Consider the following 18,816-nt stretch of genomic DNA (forward strand, 5'->3'; position numbering starts at 1 on the left):
ACTAAGACTCCATTAAAAATAACGGCCCTGGGGCACCGCGGATAATGCCATAATGTTCAGGGTATAAAACTTCTACAAGGTAAAGGCCATAAGGGGGGGCGGTTTCAGCACCTAATTTTCTATCCTTAGCTTGTAAGACTTCTTTTACCCACGCTACCGGTCTGCGGCCGGATCCTACTGCAATCAAAACACCTGCGATGTTCCTCACCATATGATGTAGGAAAGCATTGGCAGAAATATCAATGACCACGATATCACCCTTGCGCAAAACCTGGATATTATGCACATTGCGCATTGGTGTTTTGGATTGGCATTCGATGGAACGAAACGAGGTAAAATCTTGTTCGCCTAATAAATGCTGGCTGGCTTCATGCATTAAGCGATGATCCAATTGACGGTACTGCCAGGTGACATTGGAGCGCATTAAAGCCGGACGAATTGCAGAATTGTAAATGACGTAACGATAACGCCTGGACAAAGCAGAATAACGGGCATGGAAATCTTCCGGCATTTCTTTTCCCCAGCGCACACATACATCTTTGGGTAAAAAAGAATTGGCGCCGTGGATCCAGGAACGAATGGAGCGCTCTTTTTGCGAATCAAAATGAATAATCTGGTGTGTTGCATGCACGCCGGTGTCAGTTCGGCCGGCACAGGCTACCGCGATCTCTTGATCAGCTACATTGCTAAGCGCATACTCCAATGCTTGCTGCACGGTCCGCAGGCCCGCCTGCGCTTGCCAGCCATGATACTGGCTCCCGTCGTATTCAACCATCAAGGCAATACGCATATACGCAAATTTCCGCTAAAAACGGCCAATTTATAATACTGGGGTGTGTTTGTCTAGGGTATACCTCTCAAATAGAGATCTTATTTTCTTGGGGTTAAAGTGCCGCTATTGGGTGCATTCCAAAAATCATCATCAAATGCAGACTCTTTGGCCACCTTCTCGGCTCTCGTCATTTGGACCTCGTTTTTAATTCCCTCGACTTTGCTTTTTATGCTTTCAACTTTTGTTTCTTTTTGACTTCCGCCATTATTTAATGTCGAGCTTTGCCAAGGTTCTTGCTTCCGCCATGCCGAATCTTTAGATTTTACCGGTGGCTTCGTGTTAAATTCCTCAACTTGTGGCTCTTTTTTGATCTCCTCAACTTTGCTTTGAATGCTTTGAACGTTTGTTTCTCTCAGGCTTACGCCATTATTTAATGGCGAGCTTTGCCAAGGCTCTTGCTTTGGCCATGCTGAATCATTAGATTTTACCGGTGGTTTATCAATTTTTTTGCTTACTTTTCCTTCAATAGCTAAATTCTCCTGGGCTTCAACCGGTAGTTTATTCTCTTTTACTCTATCTTCTATCCCTGCTTCTTTAAACCAACCATCAAATGATTTCGTGCTGTTATGAGAGAATTTGCCATTATCGTGAACGCTATCGATTAATTGGTCAAAGCTTTGTTTTTCATTCTCTTGGTGTTCCTGTGATGTAATTTTCTGTTCTATTGATGTAGCATGAGCATCTTCCAACACCAGATCCTTGGATTCCTTCAATAATTGCTCATTGGCATTTTTTGTTTCACTGGCTTTGCTTGCATTTAAAATAGGTGTAGCAATAGCAAAGATGAGCAAAGGCACCACAGTAAGAATCCCCAGGATCATGCCCACTTTTCCCAGAGTGTTTTTCATCCTATCCAAAGTGGATGAAGGGTTACCTTCCCAGGCTTTTTGCATATAGTCAGTAAGCCCTTTATGCGCCTGCATTTTACTGGCCTTGGATTGGTACAAATTCGTCATCGTTTCTGCATTTTCCTCTGCAGAATTTCTGGATTGAAACTCTTTAAAAACCCCAGGCACATTGGATTTGGCTTCCACTTTCGCAGGCCCGCCCTGGTCAATCAGACTGACCACGGACATCCCTCCTTGCAAACCTTCCCTGTTATAAATACTATCTAAGGAAGATTTAAATTCATTCGCTTTTTGTCTTATTTCTCCACTGTTTGCCTGAGCTATTGCCTGAATTGGTGTTGATAATTCGTCAAATTTTGCATCAAGCATGGCTACACGACCATTAATAGCCTGGGCGCGCTCATTACCGCTTTTGCAACCACCAATCGATGCCGCCTCTAAAAATACACTCAACGCTTGCATGGTTTTGGAATAATCATGTTCAAAATGCAAGTCATTCGCCATCATGCGTTTTAAGCATTCCTGCGCATCCGCAGTCTGCGTGGGTTGTTTCCATTGCTCCTTGATGGCTTGAATTGCAATGATGGCTTGCTTACCTTCTTCCGATTGTGAAAAATAAGGTTTCCTAGGTTCGGAGTGTAAATATTGTTCATAAAGTGCCATGACCTTTCGAATGGATTCCTCATTTTTATACAAGGTATGCAACATGGCCATTTCAGCCATCAACGTGGCTTCTTCCTGTAATGCATTGCCGCTGCCATAACCAAGCGAGCTGCCAAAACCGTTGACCGGAATATTTTGTACAAAACAAAAAACGGAAGGTTCCTTTTGCAATTGTTCTAAATTGTAGTGGTGGGCACCTTTTAAAATGATTTCAGCCCCTTGGCTTTGCAAGTTGCCGCGCACATCTCCTAACGTATCATTTAATGAAGTATACAAATTATATACAAATGCTTTGGGTTTATCGTTATCTCCACCACCCGACAAATTTTCAAAATGGTATTTTTTGGCAAGCGTGCCTAATTTAGTTTGGATATCTTTTTCTGCCCTTTCTACAAAATCCTGGTAGGATTCTTTCTGGCCCTTGTCATCCACATTTCTTTTTTTGATATCCAAAGAAGGCGTGCGTATCTGGATGCGCTCATTACTGACCTCTACTCGACCCTGTAAATATTTTTGCGTAATGAGTTGCCTGTCTGCATATTTTTCCGCGCCGCGCTCATGCGCCGTGCCTTCAGAAGCCCCAATCCATGTGACGATGCCAAGTCGAGCATCCACATGCAAGACATCATTTGCCGTAGCGGCAGTTTTTTCTGCCAAATGTTTAGCGCCTGCAAAATCTTCTTTGTTCAGCACAACACCTGTGTTCTTTATGATTTCCTGCATCAATATCTGATGGGCTTGTGGGGCAATTTCTTTACGGGCTTTATCAAGCTCTTGATTCACCTTGCCAAGGTCCACTACGCCATCTTTTGTACCTTTTTCCAAAGCCCTGGCGTAAGCTTGCAAAACTAACTCATTAACGCGCAGCAAGGCAGCTTCCTTGGCTTTACTTATATTATTCCCAAGATGTTCAAAAGCTTCTTCCCCGCTCTTTTTTTGAATCACATCTTGATAGACACGAGCAGCTAAACTTAAATGGAAATGAAATTCCTGCTGCAGGGGAATCATGCTGCCTTTTGCTCCTTCGGGTTGTTTTTCAATGCCTGCTGCCTGCAAGCGTGCGTTAAATTTCTTTTGCAGCTCCTTATCGCCGCTGAAATCCAAACTGACTGTAACCGGGTGCGTGATTTTTCTACCTAAAGCTTCTTCTAACTCCTTTTGAACTGGTCGCAACCGCATCCCAGTCGCATCATTAATGCTCTTTACAACAGGCTGAAAATCTGCAAATTTTTGCAAAGGTACATCAATTAAAACACGCCCCTGCGGATCAAAAGCTAACTCTTCAGGCTTTTTATTGGCAATTTGCGCCTTTGCCTTCTCCAGTAAATATTGCATGAATATGGCTTGAGGTTGGGCATATTGAGTTGATTTATCGTTATTAGGCATTTTATCACCGGAATGAATAAATATTTATCTCTTTTGAGTATAGACAATTTATCCAAAGACGAGCTCTTGGCAGCGTAAATTTCCGGTAAATATCAATGGATAAAGCATGTCGCTGAATAGGCAGATTGAAATCACTATGAATTAGCCGGATACGAATGTATTTTTGATAAAAAACTGAACGTTATTTGGAATTTAATTCAGCAAGCAACTTCTTTGCTGCCGTTTTTTGCGCGGGATCCCCATACTCTAGAACTTCTTGCAGAGATTGTCTGGCGGCTGCAAAATCTTCCATACTGATGTATGTCCTGGCAAGATCCAGCAGGGTTTGCAGTGCACGAGCGCTTTTCATCGGCTTAGCCGCCTCAACCTCAGATGTGCTTTCCGATTGAGGGGCCAAAACCGCAGCTGGTGTAGGCTTGCTGTTGTTTTTTTCCTCAACTTCTATTTCCAAGGTAGGCACTGCACTCTCTTCCTTTGCCTCTATCTCAGGTTCTTCCAGAGGCATCAGTTCCAACTCGGTCATTGGAATTTCTTTAAATTTTTCTTGGTCATTTTTTATCGAAGTTATTTCCTCTGGTAAAGGAGTCTCTGCCATTGGCCGAAGACCTGCTTCAAACTCTACTAGAAGACCTGCTTCAAACTCTACTATATGATCATCCTCAACCTGATGATCATCCTCAACTTGCTCACCTGCAGATTCGAATAAAGATTTGGCAGCAGAAAACCCTGTTGCACCAGCAGTACCTGCTGTCTCTTCCTGTACATCAACTTCTTTCTCTACGGCAGGCTCTGGCTCTATTGCCAGCCTAGCAACACTTACAGATTCCTCCGCAGTAGTTTTTTCCGCAGCAACAGGTTCTTCTGGTATTACGGATTCTTCTGTAAATGAAGTCGCTAAAGTTTCGTCCTTGGGATGAGTTTCAGCCTTTGTGGTCGTTGTGGCTGCAGATTTTTCCATCACCGGCGGGGGCGGCATAATGGGGGCAGGATGGTGCATGGCTTCTCCTTCATCCGCTTCAGGGTTTTCCTTTATCCTCAGCCAATACCACCAATAGGCGCCCCCGCCTCCCATCACGACTAAGCATGCTAACAAGATCCAAGGCCATAAAGGATTATCTGATTCATATTCATCTATTCGGGTACTGGCTTGCCCAGCAATACCCTGACGGGTTTTAATGACTTGCACTTGTGCCTGCAATTGCTTAATCAATTTTTCCTTCTGTGCCAATTGCTGCTGTAAACGTTGATTATCCGCTTGTGCTAAGCGTAATTGCTCACTCAACAAGGCATTGGTTTCGCGCACGGATTCGATTGCTGTTAAAGCTACATCCATTTGCGCCTTGAGTTTTACCTGCTGAGGATCAATTTTATCATCACTACGCGGCCTTACTGCGTCAGTTTGCGCGGCTAAAAATGATTGGGCTTTTGGCAAAACAGAATGTTGTTTTTTATTGTGGTCAGGATCTGATTTAACTGTGGGTGAGGAGAAGAGCTGCGGTATAGAAGGCAACTGAACGATTGCATTCCTTTCTCCCCCACTTATTTTTTCAGGGGCACGCCTGGCATCAACATACGGGGGCAATAACACATGATTAATAGATTGCTTGTTTTGCCAGGCGCTGTCATGCTCATATACTTCTAGTTTTGCTAAAGAGTCCGGGATTTTCTTTGCTGTTTCATTCGAAGGTATGCTTAATTTCATACCGGCCTGCAAACCATTTAAATTACCCTCGGTAAATGCTTCCGGATTTGTGCCAACAATTGCCAGGATCATTTGCTGGAGGATGATATCTGGGGTTTTATAGCGTTGCGCAATTTGCCAAATGGATTCATTAGCTAAAGTAGGTCCATAAGTCTCGGTACCGCGATTGGAGCTCATCGATGCAGAGGCATGATCGACGTGGCTTATCACTGGTTTTTGAATGACTCCACGTTCATCAGCAAGATTGGGTTTTAAACCTGATTTTACCGGCATGCCAGTTTGCCTGACTGTGATCAGTTCGTATTGTGGTGGATCCAGCAACACGGTATAGGCACGATAAACTTGCCCTTGTGCCCATGCGAGATCAACCAGGATCTCCATGTAAGGTTCAGATATGCGTTCTACTGAACGTATCTTTAGAACCGGCTTGCCAGCTGTATTTTTTCCTACCTGAAAAGCCAGTAAATCCAGCACGTAAGCCCGCTCCAAGCCAACGCGCTCAAAATCTTCAACGGATGCAATGCTGGCTTGAATGCCTGTCAAAGGGATACTGTCTATATCAATTAATTCAATTTCAGCGTTAAAGGGTTGATTTAAAGAAGAATGTACAGTCATTTCACCCAAACCTAATGCATGAGCGAAAAATGGGGCAATCAGGGAGACAAGAGCCAGATGTAGATTGAATTTTTTCAAGCAGCGCTCCCTGCATGCAAATAACTTGCTAATTATTAATAAAAATATCATTACAATGATTAGAATTCAATCACACTTACCGGAAATCCATATCCAGCCGCCATGCTAAACCAGCAAAAAAAAGATTATTTTTAAAAAGCCGCTAACCTTTTGCTTTTTAAAGCAATAACTGAAAAAAGAATAGTACAGGGTTTTATATTTCTCCAGGGATGGTATAAAAATTGCTTTATTAAATTTCCATAATTGCATAGTGTCGCTGGATATTTCATAATCCAGCTCTTATTTCTTTTGTGAAACCCCTATGACTGCCTTTTTACTGGACGGTAAACAAGTCGCACTAACGATTAGAAACGAGTTAAAAGAAAACGTTAGCGCGCGTATCCGAAAAGGCTATCGACCTCCGGGTTTGGCCGTAATTTTGATAGGAGATGATCCGGCTTCCATCATTTACGTCAATAACAAGCGCAAAGCATGTGCCGAGGCAGGATTATCTTCTTTTGCCTATGATCTGCCTGCCAGCACAAAAGAAGACGATTTACTCTCTTTAATTGATGAGTTAAATCATACACAGGAAATCGACGGCATTTTAGTGCAATTGCCCCTGCCCGAACACATCAATACAGTCAAAGTCATCGAGCGTATTGATCCTGCTAAAGATGTCGATGGATTCCACCCTTATAATCTTGGCCGCCTGGCGCAAGGCAACCCGTTATTAAGGCCATGCACTCCTTATGGAATTATGCAATTATTAAAACATTATCAACTGAATCCTGCAGGTAAACATAGCGTAGTGATTGGCGCATCCAATATTGTAGGACGCCCAATGGCATTGGAATTACTTTTGGCCAAAGCCACAGTCACCGTATGCCATCGTTTTACCAGCCACCTCGAATCCCACGTGCGGCACGCAGACTTGGTGGTTGTGGCAACTGGGCGTGCTGATGTCATTAATACGGAATGGCTGCATGATCAACAAATCTTAATTGATGTAGGAATTCACCGCCTGGCGGATGGCACATTGCGCGGTGACGTCGATTTTAACAAGGCTAAGGAAAAAACCGCCTGGATCACCCCTGTTCCGGGCGGAGTTGGCCCCATGACTATCAGCACGCTGTTAACGAATACTTTATACGCACAGAAACTAGGAGAAAATTAACGCTCCCACTCAGTCCAATCAAACTCATCATCAAACTCATCTTGCAACTCTTTCTGCAAACGTTTGCGCTCAAGTCGTTCCTCTATCATGCGGCGGATGCGCTTTTTCTTGTCTGATTCATCGAGTGGTTCCAAATCCTCTATATTTTCTTCTTCATAGCCAAATTCAGAGAAGGAGTGACCATCGTCATAATTTTTATGCAAGCCCATCACGACCCCCCATTTTTATTGATTCACAATCAAAGTATAGTGCAATAAATTATGGATGCGCACCGAGTGCAAGTATGTCTGAAAAAGGGTAAATGTAATATTCTACAACTGAGAAAAAAATAAGGAATGATCATGACGATTGCAGCACTGCCGGCCCGCAAAGACAATTACATTTGGGCTATTGTCAATGAGGCAAAACATACTTTGACCTGCATTGATCCGGGAGAGTCTGCGCCAGTCATTCGTTATGCGCACACCAATCAACTCATCCTGACTAACATTTTAGTCACTCATCATCATGCTGATCACACGGATGGTATAGCTGAATTATTGCAAAGTTTCCCTGAAGCTAAAGTTTATGGGCCTGCCGATGAACGCATTCCCCTCGTTAACTATGTGGTAAGAGGCGAGGATATCATCCATATTGATCATTATGCCTTTCGCGTCCTTAATACCCCCGGACATACCTCTACCCATGTGTGTTATCAGGAACCCATGAAAAGTTGGTTATTTTGCGGTGATACTTTATTTTCCGCAGGCTGCGGCCGGGTTTTTGATGGAACGTTTGCACAACTTCACCATTCGCTTTTGCTGCTGCAACAACTTCCCGACGATACGCAACTATTTTGCGGGCATGAATACACACGGCAAAACTTGCGCTTTGCAGCGTCAATAGAACCAGCAAATGAAACCATTAAAAATTACGCTGCTTATTTGCAAGAAAGATCCGAATTATGTTCATTGCCTTCAAGCATAGCCCTTGAGAAAAAAATTAATCCTTTTTTCAGAATTGAGACACCTAATTTAAAACAATTTGCAGAAAAAGAAGGCATTGATCCCTCTAATCCCTTGGCTATTTTTTCTCATTTACGGCGAAAAAAAGATAGTTTTATTTAAAAAAACAAACCATAAGGAATAAATTTAGTTCTATATGAGTTAATTAAATACACAAAAGGTTTATCCTGCGAGAATTTTTTAGTAGACTGCAAGACCCATAATTTAGACTAGGTCGTTATTTTGAAGTTTAAGCCTCTAATAATAAGCTACTTATGTCTTGTTCTTGCCTTTTTTTCCCCAGTCAGTACTGCTGTGGCAGACTCATCGCCGAGTGTCTGGGATGTATTACGCAGACAATTTACTTTAAACCACGAGGTAACCCGACCTGAGGTGCAAAATCAATTGCGCTGGTTAATTTCTCATCCGAGCTATCTGCAAAAATTAGCGCAATCGGAACCCTACATTTATCACATTATTACTGAAATTAAGAAACGCAATCTTCCCGGAGAAATTGCTTTAATTCCCATGATTGAAAGCGCCTACGATCCTTTTGCTTATTCCGGCGCAGGTGCTGCCGGATTATGGCAGCTTATGCCCGGTACAGGCACGGATTTGGGATTAAAGCGGGATTGGTGGTTTGATGCGCGCCGAAGCATTGGCCATTCCACTGATGCTGCCTTGAACTATTTGTCGCGATTAAACAAGTTTTTTAATGGCAATTGGCTGTTGGCTTTTGCAGCTTATGATTCGGGGGAGGGTACCGTTGCCCGTTGCATAAAAAAGAGCAACCAAAGCCGCAGGATTGATTTCTGGGCCCTTCCCGTGCCACAGGAAACCCGTGCCTACATTCCACGCTTGCTGGCCCTGGCGGAAGTCATCCAAAACCCGCAACGTTATCACGTACAGTTGCCGGATATTCCACACGTGCCATACTTCGAAGAAGTCAATATTGGCAGCCAAATTGATTTGGATCATGCAGCCAAACTGGCCGGCATTTCCTATCATGATCTTATTAAATTAAACCCGGGGTATAACCGCTGGGCTACTGCACCTTATCGCCCCTATAAGTTATTGATTCCGGCTGATAAAGTAGAAGATTTCAGCCGAAATCTTGCCAATTTGCCTGAAAGCAAACGGGTCAGCTGGGCGCGCCATCAAGTGAGTGCTGGGGATAATTTGGTTTTGATAGCTAAAAAATACCATACCTCGGTAAACCTGATTAAGGAACTCAACCAGCTTAAATCCAATGCCGTAAAAAAAGGACAGGTGGTCTTGGTACCCAATAGCAAGCAAACGCCGCCAGCCGCAATTAACCCCCCTGTTCCCGCTAAGGCGCCTGTTCAGCATTTCACTGCGGCCAAGCAATTGAAAGTCATTCACATTGTGCAAGCACGGGATAGCTTACAACAAATAGGGAATCGGTACGGCGTCGCACCAAGCCAAATTCGGCAATGGAACCGGTTAAACCTTAAGTCAGGTTTGCGTCGCGGACAACAATTGGTCATTTGGAAACCAAGCAGGCCTACAGGAGTTTATATGATTAAAAAAGGAGATAATTTAAGTACTATTGCCAAATCGCAACACACTACTGTACGGACTTTATTGCAATTAAACCCGCACTTACAAAAGAATGTATTACGCCCGGGACAAAAGATTCGCTTAGGCTAGCCGTCTGGCATGATGGGGCGTGTCCATTAGAATAATGGGCATATGAATATTATGCTTGCAATAACGATGCACAAAGATGATGGATGTTGACTTGCAAGAAGACATCGTGTGTTATACTTACTATACCTTTAAGTATGCTTAACATCATGAAACTACTATTTGATTTTTTCCCGATTCTCGTTTTTTTTCTTTGCTATAAACTCTTCGATATTTACACCGCAACCGCAGTAGCGATGGCGGCATCTTTGCTTCAAGTCATCTTTCATCGAATCAAGCATCAATCTTACGAACGCATGCATCTTATCAGCTTAGGCTTGATCATGGTGTTGGGCGGCGCCACCCTCTTTTTTCATAACCCCTGGTTTATTAAATGGAAACCCACCGGCATATACTGGTTATCTTCGCTAGTATTTCTCGGCTCATCTTTCATTGGCAAAAAACCGCTTATTCAAAAAATGATGGATGGAAACATAAGCTTGCCTGCAAAAATATGGCAGCATTTGAATTGGGCCTGGGCCATATTTTTCTTAATCATGGGCAGCTTAAATTTATATGTTGCCTATTATTTTGATACAAACGTTTGGGTGAATTTTAAATTGTTCGGCGGCGCCGGTTTGACTTTACTTTTTATCTTTATCCAAGCCGTATACCTAACCAGACACGTGTCGGATAAAGAAGCAGAGCAACAACCTGCTGATACCTCAGGTCAGGGTTCCGGGACCCGTTAATACTACTGAGAGCTTTCAATAGCTCTAAAGGAGCAAGAATGAGATTACTGCTGATTGAGGACGATGAGTTGCTCGGTGATGCCGTTAAGACCGGATTGACTCAGTTTGGCTACATCGTCGATTGGTTAAAAGACGGAGAGGCCGCGCGTGCTGCCTTAAAGTCTGAATCTTTTGAACTCATCATTCTTGATCTGGGACTGCCTAAACTTTCCGGGATAAGCCTGCTGCAAACCATTCGCCATGAGGGCAATACGACACCGGTGATAATCCTGACTGCACGTGAATCCATTGAAAGCCGGGTTAAGGGTTTGGACAGTGGTGCAGATGATTACATCATCAAGCCTTTTGATTTAAATGAATTAAGCGCTCGGGTCAGGGCTTTAATCCGCCGCTCGCAAGGTCGTGCCGATACCGTTTTACAATATCGTAATGTGACATTAGATCCGGCGGCGCATTCCGTCATGGTCGATGATGTCGTAGTAAACGTGCCCAGGCGCGAATTTGCCTTGTTGCAAAAATTGCTTGAAAACAGCGGGCATGTTTTATCGAGAGAACAATTGATGCAAAGTATTTATGGCTGGGATGAGGATGTGGATAGTAATGCGCTTGAAGTGCACATCCATAATTTGCGCAAGAAATTAAATGCCAATTACATTCGTACTATACGCGGTGTGGGATACATGGCGGAGAAAAATGAAAATAATTAAACATCCGCATCGTTTAACGGTAAAAATGCGTGCATGAATAAGGCCGATTGTGAAATCCTCCATCCGAAAATTTTTGTTAATTAACCTTTTATTGGCAATAACCATCACCACCACCCTAACAGCCATTGGTAACTATTATCTGGATCAAAAAGACATCCAAGAGCATCTGGATACCCTAATGGCTATTTCCGCCCTCTCCTACCAAGCGCTTTTGGGGGACGACGTTCATGACCGCCCACTGGCAAAAATACAAAATACGTTAAATTTAATCCCACATAAAGTGGAAACTTATTATCAACATCCCTTGATGCGCGATCATGCACCCGAACATTATCTGGATAAATTTAATTTCCAGGTTTGGACTGATGGCGGGAAATTAATCCTGCATTCCTCAAGCGCACCCAAAATCCCCTTAACTTCCGATAATGATGGTTTTAACGATAAAATCATCGACAAACAAAGGTGGCGGGTATTCACTACTTACAATGAAAAAGCCGGCATCCGCACCGTATTGGCAGAACGGTATGATACGCGCAATGAATTGGGCCAACGCATTGCACAAGATGATTTATACATTATGCTGCTGACCTTCCCCCTCTCCGGCCTGTTAATCTGGATTATTATCGGGCGGGGATTGGACAGTCTTGATCGCGTTGCTCAAGAAGTGGCAAACCGCGCCCCAACGCATTTGGAGCCGGTGAACATTAAGGAAATGCCAGAAGAAATAAAACCGGTTATTGATGAATTGAACAAGCTTTTTTATCGTTTGAAAGAAGGTTTTGAACGTGAAAAAAGATTTGCCGCCGATGCGGCACACGAATTACGCACCCCCTTGGCTGCTCTCAAAGCTCAAGCACAAGTTGCATTAAATACAAATAATATAGAAGAAAAGAATATTGCCCTGCAAAAACTAATCGCCAGCGTAAACCGCAGTACTCACATCGTGCAGCAGCTGCTTACCATGAGCAAATTAGTGCCAGAAGCAGTAGGCATTAACGATCTGGATGAAGTGAACCTTGGCAAAATCACTCGCGAAATTTTGGCCATGCTAGCCCCAACGGCTGTGGAAAAACAAATTGAACTGGAATTTGAAGACAATGAAAAAACTCCCATTTTTGCTGGCAACCCGACCGCTATTAGCATTTTAATCCGTAATTTGGTGGATAATGCCATACGCTACTGCAAAGAAGGCGGCCGTGTCGTGGTGCGCGTGTACCCACAAGAAAATGAGGCAGTACTCGAAGTGTGCGATAATGGTCCCGGCATTCCTGCTGAATTACAATCGCGGGTATTCGAACGATTTTTCAGAGTCTTAGGCAATAAAAGCCCGGGCAGTGGTTTGGGCCTTGCCATAGTGCAGCAGATCAGCGCCTTGCATAATGGGCGCGTTAAATTGGAATCGCCCCGTGAAGGCACCGGGTTGATTGTAAAAGTGTATTTTCCGGTAATGAAAACTAATGAATAGGATGATGAAAAGTTTCTGCACAAGCCATGCATGAAATCTTTTCAGCTGTTATTCAATTCAATATTTGTGTGCAATTAATGGCCAGACAATACTTGCAAAGCTTGGCGGATCATTTGCTCGCAACTCATTTTTCCATCATTTACTTTATGTACAGCTTTTGTTGCTTCCTGTTCCTTATACCCTAAAGCTTCCAAGGCTTTGATGGCTTCTCCTTGCTCAAGCCGGATGCCGGGGCTTTGTTCTAATTTAACCGAGGTAGGAAATAAATGCGGCAAGTTATCCTTCATTTCTATCAATAAACGCTCTGCCGTTTTTTTGCCTATGCCGGGCAAACGGGTTAAGCATAATGCATCTTGCTGGCGGATGCATTGGATGAATTCAGCAGGTGAAATGCTGGAGAGGATGTTAATCGCCAATTTTGGGCCTATGCCATTTACCTTGATCAAGGCTCGAAATAAGGCGCGCTCCTCTTTATCCAAAAAACCATACAGTAATAATGCATCCTCACGCACTATGGTATGAATATGCAAGCCTATCGTTCCCTGATGTGTTTCCAGCTGCAAAGCAGTCTGCAGGGAAGTTTCAACATCGTAACCCACCCCATTTACATCAACCACCAACTTACCCGGTTGATGTTTGTCAATAATACGGCCGCTTAACCATCCTATCATCGTCTTCGCCTCCCACGGGCTGTTACTATATTCATATTTAATAATCCATGGCGCATGTGGCTATGGCAAATTGCAATCGCCAGTGCATCTGCCGCATCACTTTGCGGCGGACGGTTTAATTTCAGTAAATTAACCACCATATGCTTAACTTGCTCTTTTTGTGCGGCGCCATACCCAACAAGAGATTGTTTAACTGCACGGGCCGAATATTCATTTACCTTAATGCGGTGGGAAGCGCAAGCCACCATAGCGACACCGCGTGCATGCCCTAATTTTAAGGCAGCATCGGCGTTTTGATGTAAGAATACTTGCTCAATTGCCACTTCATCAGGGTTGAAATTTTCCATGAGGTGGCAAATGCCATTAAAAATGCTCAATAGCTTTTCACTGAGTTCTCCTTGGGGAGTACGGATGCAGCCACTGTCCAGATAGTGAAGCTGCTTGCCCTGTTCTTTAATGATTCCATATCCCGTGACCCGCGAGCCTGGATCAATCCCCAAAATAATGGTCATGACGCAATGGTTTCAAGGTACTCAGCATTACTATGGACTGTTTGCACATCATCCAGATCTTCGAGCATATCAATCAGTTTTTCCAAGCTCTCAGCAGTTTCCTTGTCCACAGCAACAGAAGTTTGCGCCCGCATGGTAATTTCTGAATGTTCTATTTCAAAATTTCTAGCCTGCAGCTCGGACAGTAAAGCATGATAAGTTTCCGGGGTAGTGATGATTTCAATTTGCCCTTCTTCGTGAATCACATCTTCAGCACCCGCTTCAATTGCAATTTCCATTGCCTCTTCCTCACGCGGGGTGGGTGCTAAAAGAATTTCGCCTTGTTTCGTGAATAAATAAGATACGGAACCATCCGTCCCCAAATTACCACCATGTTTGCTAAATGCATGGCGAACTTCGGAAACTGTGCGATTTTTATTGTCAGACAAACAGTCGACCAGGATGGCAACACCACCAGGCCCGTATCCTTCATAACGCATTTCCATCATATTGTCGCCTTCCAAGCCACCAACACCGCGCTTGATGGCATTGTCAATGGTATCGCGTTTCATATTGGCTTTCAGTGCCTTGGTGATAACATCGCGAAGGCGGGCATTGGCTGCTTCATCACCTCCTCCCATCCGTGCTGCTACGGTAATTTCCCGTATTAATTTCGTAAAAATCTTACCGCGCTTGGCATCTTGCAGCCCTTTGCGAAAACGAATGTTTGCCCATTTACTATGACCCGCCATTTGCACCCCTCTAAAGCAAAATTAAATTGGTATGGATTATACAATGCCCGGGATGCAAAAAAAAATCTGCCGGCAATATATGCAATGCTTTATCTTAAAGTTCAATCTGATTTATGATTTCAAGCTATGCTCTAAGCATTTACCCAGGGAGAATATTGTGTATTTAGAAGGATTTGGGAATTATCACAGCAGTGAAGCCATACGCGGTGCACTGCCAAAACGTCAAAATTCACCGCAGCAATGCAATTTGGGGTTGTATGCTGAACAATTAAGTGGCAGCGCATTTACCAGACCCCGCCACACCAATTTATACAGTTGGCTGTATCGGATTCTGCCATCTGTAGTACAACACGAATATCGACCGTACGGACAACCCCTGCAAGATAAATTTGTTGCATTGCTTCCACCTAATCCCCTGCGCTGGTCGCCGTTACCTACACCCGCCACTGCACAAGATTTTGTAGATGGTTTATTCCATCTGGCAGGAAATCATTTATTGAATGCTTATCTATACCAGTGTAATCAATCCATGAACAGGCGTTATGTCAGCGACAGCGATGGGGAATTATTAATCGTGCCCTACATGGGGGATATTACCCTGCATACGGAATTTGGCACACTTAAACTTACCCCTGGCATGATTGCTGTAGTACCGAGAGGAGTAAAATTTAAAGTTTCCCTTAAAAGCGAGTTAGCATGTGGTTATGTGTGTGAAAATGGGGCAAAACCGCTGTCATTGCCCCAGCTTGGCGTAATTGGTGCTAACGGACTTGCTCATCCACGTCATTTTCTTTATCCGCAAGCAGCTTTTGAGGATTCCAATGAAGAAGCGGAATTAATTTGCAAATACCAGCAACATTGGTGGGTAGCGACTTGCCCGCATTCGCCTTTAAATGTTGTAGCTTGGCATGGTAATTATGCTCCCTACTGTTATGATTTATCCTTATTTAATACGATTAATACGGTCAGTTTTGATCATCCAGACCCATCTATCTTCACCGTATTGACTTCTGAAAGCGATACGCCGGGAGTAGCCAATTTAGATTTCGTTATATTTCCTGAGCGCTGGATGGTCGCAGAAAATACCTTCCGCCCCCCTTATTATCATCGCAACATCATGAGCGAGCTCATGGGGCTTATTATGGGTGAATACGATGCCAAACAAGAAGGCTTTGCAATAGGCGGGGTCAGTATTCACAACTGCATGACAGCGCACGGGCCAGATGCGGCCAGTTACCAAAAAGCAAGTACGCAAGAATTAACTCCGGAATACTATGCCAATACCTTGGCATTCATGTTTGAATCCTGTTTATCTTGGCAGGTTACGGAAAAAGCCATGGCAAGCAGCATCAGACAAAAAGATTACATGGCATGCTGGCAAGGGATTACGCAAAATTTTAACGGGAATTAATTGGGAGGGTGTAGAACATCCTCCCAATTAATCTAAAATAAATCTTCTTGAGTCAGTCCGACTTGCTCTAAAAGACCGCGCAAGGTTTTCAGAGCTTCCACTTGAATTTGTCGCACCCGCTCTCGCGTCAAATTAATTTCCTTGCCAACCTCTTCCAGGGTGGCTTTCTCAAAACCGCGCAAACCAAAACGCCTGGCAATCACTTGTTGCTGATTTTCAGTCAATTCATCCAACAGCGACTCAATGTGAGCACGTAAATTTTCATTGGTAAGTAATTCCGCCGGATTCACGCTATTTTCATCCGGAATAGTATCCAATAAGGATTTATTTTCTTCATGACCAATTGGCGTATCAACTGAAGTCACCTTGTCGTTTAAACCTAAAAGTTTTTCAACGTCTTCCAAAGGCTTATCCACCATTTCGGCTATTTCTTCAGGCGATGGTTCGTGATCCAGCTTTTGCGTTAATTGCCGCGCCGCTCGTAGATAAACATTCAATTCTTTTACCACATGAATGGGTAACCGGATGGTGCGGGTTTGATTCATGATTGCTCTTTCGATGGTTTGCCGAATCCACCAAGTTGCATAAGTTGAAAAACGAAAACCGCGATCAGGATCAAATTTTTCCACTGCTTTCATCAATCCCAAATTACCTTCTTCAATCAAATCCAGCAAGGGAAGCCCGCGGTTTAAATAACGACGCGCTATTTTAACTACCAACCGTAAATTGGATTCAATCATCTTCTTGCGTGCAGCTACATCACCTTTCAACGCCAGCCTGGAATAATGCACTTCTTCTTCGGCACTTAGTAAAGGGGAAAATCCGATCTCGCTTAAGTAAATTTGCGTGGCATCCATAGCTTTGGCTACATTTTTGCCGCGCTGATAACTTGGGAAAGCCAGCTCATCGCTAAAATCCGGTTCGCTATCGTCTTCATCCTCAAGCAGGCTATCCTCTTCTTCTAAAAGCAAACTTTCTTCATCAGGAAGTAAAGTATCCTCATCAGGACTTAGCGCTTCTTCTTGTGGCACTACTTTTTTTTCTGAAGGCTCATCATTTGGGCACATTGTCTCACCTATCTAGTTAACCAGCGGCTTTTTTGATTTTAACTTCTAAAGGTTTATAGTATAGCTTTTTCAAAGACCTGCAACATTAAATTCGATTGTTTCTTAATTAAATTTCGATAAATCTTACTTATACGCTTTCGGCTGAAAATTAATTTTCTTAACCTAAAGTTTTGCAATTGAAGACGTTCGGACATGGATTCATTTCAGCAATGACAGCAGTAACAGGAACTTGTTGCAATGGCAGAATTAATTTACCCACACTGCAAGTTTCAGTAAGAATACTCAATGCATAGCCAATGATTGCCGGGGCTGCTACTTCACTTAGCCGCTTTAATAGGGTCTAGAAGCCAATTTTACACTACAGGGCAGAATTTCTTCATTTCTCAGGGTAAGTACTTCAAATCCCGATGCGGTAACGAGAACGGTATGCTCCCATTGTGCGGATAACTTCCTATCCTTGGTTATAACCGTCCAACCGTCTTTTTTTTGTTTTACTTTATAAGTTCCTTGATTAATCATTGGTTCAACAGTGAATACCATCCCTTCTTTTAAGGTAATGCCGGTTGCAGGTTTGCCAAAATGGGGTATTGGGGGCTCTTCATGCATTGCACGGCCAATTCCATGGCCGCAATAATCACGAACTACACTAAAACCGTTTTTTTCTGCATAATGCTGGATGGCATAACCAATGTCTCCTGTTGTAGAACCTGGTTTAACGTGACAGATGCCTTCCCACATTGCTTCGTAACTGACAGCCATTATTTTCTTGGCAATTGGTAAAATTTTTCCGATTGAATACATTTTACTGCTGTCTGCTATAAAACCATCTTTTTCCAAAGTAATATCCATGTTGACAATATCGCCCTCCCTTAATTTTTTGCCTTTCGATGGTACGCCATGGCAAACAACTTCGTTAATTGAGGAGTTTAAGACATATTGATATCCATATTGCCCTTTGCTAGCAGGCCTTGCTCTTAACGTGTGCACGATATAGTCTTCAACAAAGTCATTGATTTCTAAAGTTGAAATTCCTATTTTGATAAAATCATCCAGTGCAGCAAAAACTTTTGCAAGAAGTCTCCCAGCATTGCGCATCAATACAATTTCATCTTGAGACTTGATGTGGATCTTATTCATTGACAAGTCTCACCGAGGCTACGTTTTGCAGGCGCATTTCACGCTTAAGAATTTCCTCATAGGTTAATGTAGGGTTCTGTTCAGCTAACCGGCCAATTTTTAACCAAAATTCAGCCTGAGAGTTTATAGAACGCTCCATCACCGTACTCGTTTTTCTCACTTCTTCGTGAAGCTCATCTGAAATTTTTACAATACCCACCATTATCTCCATTATACAAAATACTACATTATATAGCATATCATATATTGTTCAATTGCGAATTTTTGCCACTCGTGCCATATCGATCGTTTGGATAATAGGTAGAAATTACTTCAATGCGCTTTTTGCGGAGAGTATTGACGGCATACACTTTATTTATTAATTCAGTCAACCAGTTCTAACAGACGGTTTATTGCTATGAGATAACGCTAGCAAACCAGCATCTACTGATCAGGGTAGTTTGAAAAAGTTTT

17 protein-coding genes are annotated in these 18,816 nt (G+C 43.2%); 7 read left to right on the forward strand and 10 right to left on the reverse strand.

Going from position 1 to position 18,816, the window contains the following annotated elements:
* Nucleotide 1 precedes the first annotated feature (1 nt).
* The 3 genes from truA to NKV53_RS04520 all read right to left on the reverse strand — a co-directional run bounded on the left by truA (nucleotide 2) and on the right by NKV53_RS04520 (nucleotide 6,124).
* Nucleotides 2-790 (reverse strand): tRNA pseudouridine(38-40) synthase TruA, encoded by a 789-nt coding sequence (gene truA, locus NKV53_RS04510; RefSeq protein ID WP_126954782.1) that lies wholly within the window; start codon nucleotides 788-790, stop codon nucleotides 2-4.
* A gap of 80 nt (nucleotides 791-870) precedes the next feature.
* Nucleotides 871-3,729, reverse strand: coding sequence for a hypothetical protein (locus NKV53_RS04515; RefSeq protein ID WP_253350759.1), 2,859 nt, complete (start codon nucleotides 3,727-3,729; stop codon nucleotides 871-873).
* 181 nt (nucleotides 3,730-3,910) lie between these two features.
* The gene (locus NKV53_RS04520) at nucleotides 3,911-6,124 is read right to left on the reverse strand and encodes a FimV/HubP family polar landmark protein (RefSeq protein ID WP_253350761.1); all 2,214 of its coding nucleotides are present in this window, start codon (nucleotides 6,122-6,124) and stop codon (nucleotides 3,911-3,913) included.
* A gap of 301 nt (nucleotides 6,125-6,425) precedes the next feature.
* Between NKV53_RS04520 and folD the strand changes: the two genes are divergently transcribed.
* Nucleotides 6,426-7,280 carry a bifunctional methylenetetrahydrofolate dehydrogenase/methenyltetrahydrofolate cyclohydrolase FolD gene (folD, locus tag NKV53_RS04525; protein ID WP_126954785.1) on the forward strand — a complete coding sequence of 285 codons (855 nt, stop codon included), beginning with the start codon at nucleotides 6,426-6,428 and terminating at the stop codon, nucleotides 7,278-7,280.
* Here the strand turns inward: folD and NKV53_RS04530 are convergent.
* Entirely contained in the window at nucleotides 7,277-7,489 is a 213-nt protein-coding gene (locus tag NKV53_RS04530) for a PA3496 family putative envelope integrity protein (protein ID WP_126954786.1), read from the reverse strand. The genes folD and NKV53_RS04530 overlap by 4 nt on opposite strands.
* A 132-nt stretch (nucleotides 7,490-7,621) precedes the next feature.
* On the opposite strand from NKV53_RS04530, the gene gloB reads away from it, so the two are divergent.
* From gloB to NKV53_RS04555, 5 genes are all read left to right on the forward strand, one after another.
* On the forward strand, nucleotides 7,622-8,386 hold the full coding sequence (gene gloB, locus NKV53_RS04535; protein WP_126954787.1) for a hydroxyacylglutathione hydrolase: 765 nt from the start codon (nucleotides 7,622-7,624) through the stop codon (nucleotides 8,384-8,386).
* Between the two features lie 120 nt (nucleotides 8,387-8,506).
* Nucleotides 8,507-9,934: a LysM peptidoglycan-binding domain-containing protein gene (locus NKV53_RS04540; protein ID WP_126954788.1), complete on the forward strand. Its 1,428-nt coding sequence runs from the start codon at nucleotides 8,507-8,509 to the stop codon at nucleotides 9,932-9,934.
* Nucleotides 9,935-10,080: 146 nt separating this feature from the next.
* On the forward strand, nucleotides 10,081-10,662 hold the full coding sequence (locus tag NKV53_RS04545) for a septation protein A (RefSeq protein ID WP_126954789.1): 582 nt from the start codon (nucleotides 10,081-10,083) through the stop codon (nucleotides 10,660-10,662).
* A 38-nt stretch (nucleotides 10,663-10,700) separates the two neighbouring features.
* Entirely contained in the window at nucleotides 10,701-11,369 is a 669-nt protein-coding gene (locus NKV53_RS04550) for a response regulator (RefSeq protein ID WP_126954790.1), read from the forward strand.
* Nucleotides 11,370-11,418: 49 nt separating this feature from the next.
* Nucleotides 11,419-12,834: an ATP-binding protein gene (locus NKV53_RS04555; protein ID WP_126954791.1), complete on the forward strand. Its 1,416-nt coding sequence runs from the start codon at nucleotides 11,419-11,421 to the stop codon at nucleotides 12,832-12,834.
* Between the two features lie 74 nt (nucleotides 12,835-12,908).
* On the opposite strand, the gene ruvA is transcribed toward NKV53_RS04555, so the two are convergent.
* Genes ruvA through NKV53_RS04570 form a run of 3 tightly spaced genes read right to left on the reverse strand, consistent with a single transcriptional unit; the run spans nucleotide 12,909 to nucleotide 14,748 of the window.
* Nucleotides 12,909-13,505, reverse strand: coding sequence for a Holliday junction branch migration protein RuvA (gene ruvA / locus NKV53_RS04560; RefSeq protein ID WP_126954792.1), 597 nt, complete (start codon nucleotides 13,503-13,505; stop codon nucleotides 12,909-12,911).
* Nucleotides 13,502-14,017: a crossover junction endodeoxyribonuclease RuvC gene (gene ruvC, locus NKV53_RS04565; RefSeq protein WP_126954793.1), complete on the reverse strand. Its 516-nt coding sequence runs from the start codon at nucleotides 14,015-14,017 to the stop codon at nucleotides 13,502-13,504. Before ruvC ends, ruvA begins: the two co-directional genes overlap by 4 nt.
* A complete protein-coding gene (locus tag NKV53_RS04570; protein WP_126954794.1) occupies nucleotides 14,014-14,748 on the reverse strand; it encodes a YebC/PmpR family DNA-binding transcriptional regulator in 735 nt (244 codons plus the stop codon). The genes ruvC and NKV53_RS04570 overlap by 4 nt, the downstream gene beginning before the upstream one ends.
* A gap of 157 nt (nucleotides 14,749-14,905) precedes the next feature.
* Here NKV53_RS04570 and hmgA point away from each other — a divergent pair, with 157 nt between their 5' ends.
* Nucleotides 14,906-16,159: a homogentisate 1,2-dioxygenase gene (hmgA, locus tag NKV53_RS04575; RefSeq protein WP_253350764.1), complete on the forward strand. Its 1,254-nt coding sequence runs from the start codon at nucleotides 14,906-14,908 to the stop codon at nucleotides 16,157-16,159.
* Nucleotides 16,160-16,191: 32 nt separating this feature from the next.
* On the opposite strand, the gene rpoS is transcribed toward hmgA, so the two are convergent.
* The 3 genes from rpoS to NKV53_RS04590 all read right to left on the reverse strand — a co-directional run bounded on the left by rpoS (nucleotide 16,192) and on the right by NKV53_RS04590 (nucleotide 18,565).
* The gene (rpoS, locus tag NKV53_RS04580; protein WP_126954796.1) at nucleotides 16,192-17,226 is read right to left on the reverse strand and encodes an RNA polymerase sigma factor RpoS; all 1,035 of its coding nucleotides are present in this window, start codon (nucleotides 17,224-17,226) and stop codon (nucleotides 16,192-16,194) included.
* Between the two features lie 330 nt (nucleotides 17,227-17,556).
* Nucleotides 17,557-18,363, reverse strand: coding sequence for a type I methionyl aminopeptidase (map, locus tag NKV53_RS04585; RefSeq protein WP_126954797.1), 807 nt, complete (start codon nucleotides 18,361-18,363; stop codon nucleotides 17,557-17,559).
* A complete protein-coding gene (locus NKV53_RS04590; RefSeq protein ID WP_256478761.1) occupies nucleotides 18,356-18,565 on the reverse strand; it encodes a ParD-like family protein in 210 nt (69 codons plus the stop codon). Before NKV53_RS04590 ends, map begins: the two co-directional genes overlap by 8 nt.
* Nucleotides 18,566-18,816: the final 251 nt, after the last annotated feature.

It is taken from the genome of Legionella sp. 27cVA30 (assembly GCF_024160945.1).
Lineage (GTDB): Bacteria > Pseudomonadota > Gammaproteobacteria > Legionellales > Legionellaceae > Legionella_A > Legionella_A septentrionalis.

What these genes read in the sequence shown, in the direction of transcription:
- truA (WP_126954782.1), bottom strand. Translation starts at nt 790, where the DNA reads ATGCGTATTGCCTTGATGGTTGAATACGACGGGAGCCAGTATCATGGC.
- NKV53_RS04515 (WP_253350759.1), bottom strand. Translation starts at nt 3,729, where the DNA reads ATGCCTAATAACGATAAATCAACTCAATATGCCCAACCTCAAGCCATA.
- folD (WP_126954785.1), top strand. Translation starts at nt 6,426, where the DNA reads ATGACTGCCTTTTTACTGGACGGTAAACAAGTCGCACTAACGATTAGA.
- NKV53_RS04530 (WP_126954786.1), bottom strand. Translation starts at nt 7,489, where the DNA reads ATGGGCTTGCATAAAAATTATGACGATGGTCACTCCTTCTCTGAATTT.
- gloB (WP_126954787.1), top strand. Translation starts at nt 7,622, where the DNA reads ATGACGATTGCAGCACTGCCGGCCCGCAAAGACAATTACATTTGGGCT.
- NKV53_RS04545 (WP_126954789.1), top strand. Translation starts at nt 10,081, where the DNA reads ATGAAACTACTATTTGATTTTTTCCCGATTCTCGTTTTTTTTCTTTGC.
- NKV53_RS04550 (WP_126954790.1), top strand. Translation starts at nt 10,701, where the DNA reads ATGAGATTACTGCTGATTGAGGACGATGAGTTGCTCGGTGATGCCGTT.
- ruvA (WP_126954792.1), bottom strand. Translation starts at nt 13,505, where the DNA reads ATGATAGGATGGTTAAGCGGCCGTATTATTGACAAACATCAACCGGGT.
- ruvC (WP_126954793.1), bottom strand. Translation starts at nt 14,017, where the DNA reads ATGACCATTATTTTGGGGATTGATCCAGGCTCGCGGGTCACGGGATAT.
- NKV53_RS04570 (WP_126954794.1), bottom strand. Translation starts at nt 14,748, where the DNA reads ATGGCGGGTCATAGTAAATGGGCAAACATTCGTTTTCGCAAAGGGCTG.
- rpoS (WP_126954796.1), bottom strand. Translation starts at nt 17,226, where the DNA reads ATGTGCCCAAATGATGAGCCTTCAGAAAAAAAAGTAGTGCCACAAGAA.
- map (WP_126954797.1), bottom strand. Translation starts at nt 18,363, where the DNA reads ATGAATAAGATCCACATCAAGTCTCAAGATGAAATTGTATTGATGCGC.
- NKV53_RS04590 (WP_256478761.1), bottom strand. Translation starts at nt 18,565, where the DNA reads ATGGTGGGTATTGTAAAAATTTCAGATGAGCTTCACGAAGAAGTGAGA.